Raw genomic sequence first — 7,574 nt, 5'->3', positions numbered from 1 at the left:
TGGCGCGGCTGCCGACTTGGCGATACAGCGAGTGGGTGCCGATCGGCCGGGTGTTGTTGGGGGCAGTGGCGCCGACGCTCGGTCCGACGAAGTACACCGTCGTTGCCACCAGCACGACTTCAGCGTTGCGCTTGAACTGATAGCTGGTGCTGGCATTGGCATTGCCCGGCGAAGCCCCGGTGGCGGCGTGCAAGAGGCTGCCGCCTACTGCCGTTACCTGGAAGAACGCTTGGCCTTCGCAGCTGTAGGCCATCACCACGTCATTCGCTACGATGCTGCCGCCGCTGACTACCAGCGGATCCGTCGGGCTTGCCATGTTGGTTGTGACGATGGCGGGCTGAGCCTCGGGGCGAGGGCCGCGCAGTACCAATACGTCGCTGCCGGCCGCGGCACCTGTGATGCTGGCATCGAGCGTCGGTACCCAAGCGGATCCCGATGCGTTGTAACCGCGCACCGGCCCTTCGAGGAAATTCCATTGCAACGTGCCGGTACTGTTCAGTGCTGTGCTCACGTAATTGGGCTGACGCGAGCAACCACCGAAACCGGCGGAGCGGACTTGCCGTGAAATGGCTTCGAGTGCGAAGCGGCCGGTTTCCTGGACGCGCGACAGTTGGTCGTTGGATTCGTACGAAACGCGCGAGCTGGCGAAAATCGCCACCACGCCTGCGAGCAGCAATAAGCTGATGGCGATGGCAACCATCAGCTCGACCAAGCTGAAGCCCGCGGCGCTACGCATCCGAATGTGTCGAGGGAGTGGCTGCATGGTCAGATCTCGGAGCGCGTGCTGAATTCGCTGGAAATGTCGGTGTCGGTGACGGTGTCAGTGGTGCGTTTACCTTCCGAACGCTGTATCCAACGAATCGTCACAGTCACGATGTGCCGACCGCTGAGCGCTTGGGTGCGTACGATTCGCCCCGCGGCATTTTCGGCTCCGCCAGGCAGCGTCGTGTTGATGGTCTGCTGCCACGTGGTCAAATCGTTGAATGCCTGGCCCGCACCCGTGCCGGTGCCGTTGAAGTCAACGTCGTAGGCGCCGTTGCGAAACGCGATCGGGTTGGCGCGCATCCGGTCCAGGATGTCAGCTGCGAGAATGCTTGCCTGCGAGCGCACGTAAGCTTCTTGATTGCCGCGCAGAGTCGTCAGCTGCAGGGCTGCGACACCCAGCAGGCCCACGGAGATCAACACCACCGTGACCAGGATTTCGACCAGTGTGAAGCCGCGTTGAGCGGGGCGCGTGGAGAGGCTGCGCATTAGCAAGTGCCCTTCGAAGTGGTGATGCGCCCGGTCAGGCTGACATCGACCAGGCGTCGGCCGGTCGTAGCGCAGGCATTGGTATCGATGGGCGTCACCGTGAGGACGCGAGCAGTCGATGGGGTCGTTCCCACCCCGAAACGTACGAAGTTGGCCGTCGTGGTGATGGTGAAGGCCACTGGCCCCAGACCGGTTTGCAACACTTCATCGCCCGGGGCGTCAACCACGCCGGCGGTGCCGCTGCGATCGGTGAATATCACCCAGCCGTTCACCCAGCTCGTGGCGCCGCTCTGGCAGCCGGTTCGGTCGTTATTGGCGGCGCAGATCGAGATCGGCATGCCGCGCACGGCCGATTCTCCGCGGGCGTAGTTCAGCGCTCCCACCAGGGTATTGGTCTGGGTGGCGATCCGGCTGTTGCGAATGATGTCGTTGAACGCCGGCACGCCGATGGCGAGCAAGATGCTGGCAACGGCAACCGTGATCATCAGTTCGATGATGGTGAAGCCGGCGGCGCGGGTATGGGTAGGTTGCATGAGGCGGGAATATAAATAGGGCCGCGGCGGCCTGCCGGGTAGGCCGATTAGCGGCCGGCGGCAACGGACCAACGGCGGGCGGCGCCGGATTCGGTTAAATCGTCGGCGGGCTGTTCAGCTGTAGTGAACGGTCGCTGCGGACTTGCGGCACGACGAGGGACTCCTGTATATATAGTCAAAAGGTGTTTATCCATACAGGTGACTCGTGTCGGAACTCACGCCTCGGCAACGCGAGATCGTCAAGCTGATCCAGGAATCGCTGCGAGATAACGGCATGCCGCCGACCCGCGCCGAGATTGCCACCGCGATGGGGTTCAAGTCGGCCAACGCCGCTGAAGAACATCTGCGCGCGTTACAGCGAAAAGGAGTGCTGGACATCATTCCAGGCGCCTCGCGCGGCATTCAATTGAAAGACTCGATTCGCGAGCAAATGGGTTTGCCGCTGATCGGTCGAGTGGCGGCCGGCCGGCCCATGCTCGCCGAGGAGCACATTGAAAGCCGGTATCAGATCGATCCGAAGATCTTCCAGCCGCGCGCGCACTATCTGCTCAAGGTGCGCGGCATGAGTATGAAAGATATCGGCATCATGGATGGCGACCTGGTGGCCGTGCATCGCACGCCCGAAGTGCGCAATCGTCAGGTGGTGGTCGCGCGCCTGGACAATGAAGTGACCGTGAAGCGCTACAAGCAGGACGGCAAGATCGTCTGGCTGTTGCCCGAGAACGAAGAGTTCGAGCCGATTCGGGTCGATTTGAAAGAACAGTCGCTGATCATCGAAGGCATCGTGGTGGGCGTGCTGCGCCAGGGTAAGTCCAAGGGCCTGTTCCAGTAGGGCCAGTCAATAAGACAACCGTTTAGTATCAGACTGTCGTTGCCAACAATTGTCTGATCTCCGGCAGGCACGAACCACAGTTCGTGCCTGCTTTTAATTTTTGGCCCACCTCTTGTGGCGTCTTCAAGCCAGCGCGCGCGATGGCCGCGCACAGCGTGTTGCGCCCGACGCCGAAACACGAACACACCAATGGCCCGGGATCCTCGGCAGCTGCCGTCGGGCCGCCGTTGAGCAATGAAGCGCGATCCGCATCGCTAATGCGTTTCTTGGCGAACAGGGTGGAAAGCCACGCGCGGGAAGGCAGGTCGGTGCGCGATGAAATGAACACGCAGCCGGCGATGCGTTCGTCGATCAGCAACGCGCCGCGAAATACGCCAGTCGCGCCATCGGAGTATTCGAGCCAATCAACATCGGCGTTCGTCGCCTGTAGCGCGCGACGCGCCCATTCGGAATTGGGCGAAGGGCCGCGGCCAGCGAACTCATAGCGCATGAACCGCGCGCCGCGAATCGCCGTCCACCAAGTTGCATCCAAACTTGCCAGTGGCGTGCGAGCGAGCACGAAGCCATGCCAGTTCACCGCGAACGGCGTAACGCGCGCCGGCGTGTGTTTGAACTCTGGTTCGCCGGAGATGGGATCGACGATAGGGTTCACCAGGGCGCCGACCCGGCCATCCGAAGCGCAGCTGTCGTTCCAATGGATGGGGACGAACACGCTGCCGCGAGCCACCTCACCGCTGGTCTTTACTCGAGCCACCATCACGCCCCAACGAGTTTCTACACGCGCGAGCTGGCCGTCGCTCACTGCTGAGAGCAGCGCATCTTGAGCGTGCATGTCGATGAACGGTTCAGGCAGATGCGACGCCAACTGCGGCGCGCGGCCGGTGCGGGTCATGGTGTGCCATTGATCCCGGATGCGACCGGTGTTCAATACATAAGGAAACGTGGCGTCAGGTGCGTGCACCGGTGCACGGGGCGGAGTAGGGACGAAGCGAGCTTTGCCATTGCTACGATAAAAGCGTCCTGACTCCAGCAGGCGCGGCGTGCCGGGATGGCCTCGATGAGGCACTGGCCATTGAATAGGGTCGAGCGCGTCGTACTCGCTCGCTTTGAGTTCGGCGAGACCGCCGATGTCGAAGGCGCGCTCGCCGTCATTGTCGAGGGCTGAGAGTGCGGCATGCTCGACGAAAATTTCGTGCGCGTTGTCGTAGTTGAAACCGGTGTTGAAGCCCAGCCGGCGAGCGACTTCGCAAATCAACCACCAATCCGGGCGTGCCTCGCCGCTCAGCGAATGGAAGGCGCGTTGTCGTGAGATGCGTCGCTCCGAATTGGTCACCGTGCCGTCCTTTTCTCCCCAACCCGCCGCGGGCAGCAGGACGTGCGCGAATGCGTTGGTGTCGGTGGCCTGGAAACAATCGGACACCACCACCAACTCGCAGCGGCGCAGCGCCGCTTTGATCTTGTCCGCGTCGGGCAAGCTGACGACCGGATTGGTAGCCATGATCCACACTGCTTTCACTGTCCCATCATGGATGGCGTCGAACAGTTCGACGGCCTTCAATCCGCCGCGCTCAGCAATTCGAGGACTACGCCAAAATCCTTGCACCAGATTGCGATGGCCGGCGTCTTCCAACTCCAAGTGCGCGGCTAGCATGTTGGCCAGACCCCCGACTTCGCGACCGCCCATGGCATTGGGCTGGCCGGTCACCGAGAATGGGCCCATGCCGGGCTGGCCGATGCGTCCGGTGAGCAAATGACAATTGACGATGCTATTGACCTTGTCGGTGCCGGCCGAGGATTGATTGACGCCCATCGAGAACGCGGTGATGACTCGGGTGCGGCTGGCAAACAAACCATAGAACTCGAGCAACAGGTCGGTGTCGATGCCGCAAGCATCAGCCACGCTCTGCAAGTCGCCGGCCGAATCGAGTGCGACTTCGAGTGCTTCATCGAGCCCGTCCGTGTGGTTCTTTATGAAATCCATGGCGGCATGCCCGTGCTGCTGCAAGTAGGCAAGCAGGCCATTGAACAGCCAAACATCGCTGCCGCCACGCACTGGTAAATGCAGGTCGGCGATCTCGCAAGTCACGGTTCGCCGCGGATCAATCACCACGATCTTCAATTCCGGGCGTTGCTGTTTGGCCTGGCTGATGCGTTGGAACAGCACCGGGTGACACCAGGCTGTGTTCGAGCCGACCAGCACGATCAAATCCGCCAGCTCCAGATCGTCGTAACACACCGGCACGATGTCTTCGCCGAACGCGCGCTTGTGGCCGCTGACCGCGGACGACATGCACAGGCGGGAGTTGGTGTCGATATTGGCGCTGCCGATGAAGCCTTTCATCAGCTTGTTGGCGACGTAGTAGTCCTCGGTCAGCAACTGACCGGAGACGTACAGCGCCACGGAATCGGGGCCGTGTTGATCGACGATGCGGCGAAAGCCGGCGGCCACATGATTCAGCGCTGTTTCCATGCTGACGCGTTGGCCGTCGATCTGTGGATACAGCAGGCGACCGTCCGTGCCCAGCGTTTGGCCGAGCGCCGAGCCTTTGGAACAAAGTCGGCCGCGATTGGCGGGATGAGCTGGATCGCCGGCAATGCTCACCGTGCCTGTGGTCGCGTCCGGTCGGGCGAGGACGCCGCAACCGACACCGCAGTACGGGCACGTCGTCCTGATACTCACTGCCGAGTAGCCACCGCTTCACCAAAAATCAGCTTGTCGCGCAATGGGCCGACATCGCGACCTTCGCTCATCAGCTCGCAGTACCAAGCGCCATCGCGAGTGTCGCCATACAAAACTGCGCCGCGCAGTTTGTTGTTCTCGATGACGATGCGCTTGTAGATGCCGCGCTTGGCATCACGCAGTACCAAAGCTTCACTGCTCGGCCCGCCGAGGAAATCGCCGGCCGAAAACAGATCGATGCCGGTCACTTTGAGATGCGTGGACAGCATCGAACCGCGATACTGGCCGACGCCATGCTCGGCAAGATGAGTGGCACAGACGCGAGCTTGTTCGTACAGCGGCGCGACCAAGCCATAAGTGTTGTTTCGATGCTGGACGCATTCGCCCACCGCATACACGCACGGATCGAAGGTTTGCAGGGTGTCGTTTACCAGCACGCCGCGATCGCAGCGGAGGTTGGTGGCACGAGCCAAGTCGATGTTTGGTCGAATGCCTGCGGCCATCACCACCAGATCGGCTTCGATGACAGTGCCGTCGGCAAATTGCACGGCGCTAACACGGTCGGTGCCGAGTATTGCTGTCGTCTTCGCGGGCATGTGGAACTGCAGGCCGCGACGTTCTAAGGATTGCTTCAGCAGTTGAGCGGCGACCGGGTCGAGCTGCCGTTCCATCAGCGTTTCGAGTAGATGCACTACGGTGACACGCATGCCTTGCTTTAGCAGTGCGTTGGCCGCTTCGAGGCCCAACAAGCCACCGCCGATGACTACGGCTTTTGAATGAGTGCGTGCTGCGGCCAGCATCGCGTTGACGTCCTGCAGATCGCGGAATGTCACGACGCCGGGCAGGTCTTTGCCAGGCACAGGCAGAATGATGGGATTCGAGCCTGTGGCGAGCAGCAGCCGGTCGTACTGTGCCTCGATGCCACTTTGCGAACGTACACGCCGACGGATTCTATCGATGCCGACGGCGGGATCGCCGAGATGCAGAGCTACGCCATTGTCCCGATACCATTCGACCGGATTCAGCACGATATCATCGAAACGTTTCTCGCCGGCGAGCAGTGGCGACAACAGAATCCGATTGTAGTTGGGGTAGGGCTCGGCGCCGAACACGGTGATGTCGTAAGGCTGGCCGGGAATGCCGAGCAGCTCTTCGACCACTTTCATGCCGGCCATGCCATTGCCGATGACGACCAGCTTGCGCCGCGTGGTCTTGCGCAACGGCTGCGTCTTGATCCAGATCTTGCCGTCGGTCACTCGCGCCGGCCAAGCGCGCACCGAGTAATCCGCGTCTTCGACGCAGCGGCCGGTGGCTAGATTGAAGTGCTGTTTATAGACCGGCGAGGCCACCACGGGCTCGCCGTTCAGATCGCCTATCAAGCCACGCGATAGCACGTTGGCTTCGCTGTGCGGATCGTAGTTGTCGAGCGCGTACACCGCGTCACCGACTCGGAAGATGGCGATCTGTCGATCGTCGAGCAGCGCGGCCACGCCACTGTCGGGCAGCAGATCGTCGAACGAGCACACGCTGGTCCAATGATGAGTTCGCGTCATACGGCCTCTCGCTGTTGTGCGCGTTCATCGCTGGTCGCGGGACGAATCTGGCCGCGCTCCTGCACGAACACCACGTTGTCATCGTTGCGATCGCTGTTGACGAAGTGGCGGAAGCGCTTGAGCGTTTGCGGATCTTCCACTGCTTTTTTCCATTCACACTCGTAGGTGTGGACGATGCGCGCCATGTCCGCTTCGAGTTCGGCTGCGATGCCCAGCTTGTCTTCGATCACGACTTGCTTGAGGTAGTCCAGGCCACCTTCCAGATTGTCCAGCCACACCGACGTGCGTTGTAGACGGTCGGCCGTGCGGATGTAAAACATCAGAAACCGGTCGATGAAACGAACCAGCGTTTCGCGATCCAGATCGCCGGCCAGCAGGTCGGCGTGACGGGGCTTCATGCCACCGTTGCCGCACACGTACAGATTCCAGCCTTTGTCGGTGGCGATGATGCCGACATCTTTGCTCTGGGCTTCGGCACACTCTCGCGTGCAGCCTGAGACTGCGAACTTGATCTTGTGAGGAGCGCGCAGACCTTTGTAACGATTCTCGATGTCGATGGCGAAGCCGACACTGTCTTGCACGCCGTAACGACACCAGGTCGAGCCGACGCACGATTTCACCGTACGCACGGCCTTACCGTAGGCATGGCCCGATTCGAAGCCGGCGTCGATGAGCTCGCGCCATATCATCGGCAACTCATGCACCTGCGCGCCGAACAAGTCGAT

Annotated in this window: 6 protein-coding genes and 1 pseudogene; 1 reads left to right on the top strand and 6 read right to left on the bottom strand. The window is 61.4% G+C overall.

From position 1 onward, the window contains the following. From JNL55_RS17710 to JNL55_RS17700, 3 genes are all read right to left on the bottom strand, one after another. Nucleotides 1–763 (bottom strand): PilW family protein (locus tag JNL55_RS17710; protein WP_293856451.1); only part of this gene is annotated, 763 nt, incomplete at its 3' end. A 2-nt stretch (nucleotides 764–765) separates the two neighbouring features. Further along, nucleotides 766–1,251: a type IV pilus modification protein PilV gene (gene pilV / locus JNL55_RS17705; protein WP_293856448.1), complete on the bottom strand. Its 486-nt coding sequence runs from the start codon at nucleotides 1,249–1,251 to the stop codon at nucleotides 766–768. Beyond that, nucleotides 1,251–1,784 (bottom strand): GspH/FimT family pseudopilin, encoded by a 534-nt coding sequence (locus JNL55_RS17700; RefSeq protein ID WP_293856445.1) that lies wholly within the window; start codon nucleotides 1,782–1,784, stop codon nucleotides 1,251–1,253. Before JNL55_RS17700 ends, pilV begins: the two co-directional genes overlap by 1 nt. A gap of 205 nt (nucleotides 1,785–1,989) precedes the next feature. Here JNL55_RS17700 and lexA point away from each other — a divergent pair, with 205 nt between their 5' ends. After that, nucleotides 1,990–2,616 carry a transcriptional repressor LexA gene (lexA, locus tag JNL55_RS17695; RefSeq protein ID WP_293856442.1) on the top strand — a complete coding sequence of 209 codons (627 nt, stop codon included), beginning with the start codon at nucleotides 1,990–1,992 and terminating at the stop codon, nucleotides 2,614–2,616. Nucleotides 2,617–2,644: 28 nt separating this feature from the next. Here lexA and JNL55_RS17690 read toward each other — a convergent pair whose 3' ends face one another. The 3 genes and pseudogenes from JNL55_RS17690 to JNL55_RS17675 all read right to left on the bottom strand — a co-directional run. Then, the gene (locus JNL55_RS17690) at nucleotides 2,645–5,296 is read right to left on the bottom strand and encodes a nitrate reductase (protein WP_293856439.1); all 2,652 of its coding nucleotides are present in this window, start codon (nucleotides 5,294–5,296) and stop codon (nucleotides 2,645–2,647) included. Next, nucleotides 5,293–6,849 carry a nitrite reductase small subunit NirD gene (gene nirD, locus JNL55_RS17685; RefSeq protein WP_415923102.1) on the bottom strand — a complete coding sequence of 519 codons (1,557 nt, stop codon included), beginning with the start codon at nucleotides 6,847–6,849 and terminating at the stop codon, nucleotides 5,293–5,295. Before nirD ends, JNL55_RS17690 begins: the two co-directional genes overlap by 4 nt. Beyond that, a pseudogene (locus tag JNL55_RS17675) lies at nucleotides 6,846–7,574 on the bottom strand (nitrite reductase (NAD(P)H)); the annotation flags it as partial. The gene nirD and the pseudogene JNL55_RS17675, both read right to left, overlap by 4 nt.

The sequence above is a fragment of the Steroidobacter sp. genome (genome assembly GCF_016790065.1).
Classification (GTDB): domain Bacteria; phylum Pseudomonadota; class Gammaproteobacteria; order Steroidobacterales; family Steroidobacteraceae; genus Steroidobacter.
The sequence above is the reverse complement of the archived record's forward strand: the minus strand, read 5'-3'. Positions and strand labels throughout refer to the sequence as shown.

Excerpts from the sequence above, each read along its gene's own strand:
- pilV (WP_293856448.1), bottom strand. The coding sequence starts at position 1,251 with ATGCGCAGCCTCTCCACGCGCCCCGCTCAACGCGGCTTCACACTGGTC.
- JNL55_RS17700 (WP_293856445.1), bottom strand. The coding sequence starts at position 1,784 with ATGCAACCTACCCATACCCGCGCCGCCGGCTTCACCATCATCGAACTG.
- nirD (WP_415923102.1), bottom strand. The coding sequence starts at position 6,849 with ATGACGCGAACTCATCATTGGACCAGCGTGTGCTCGTTCGACGATCTG.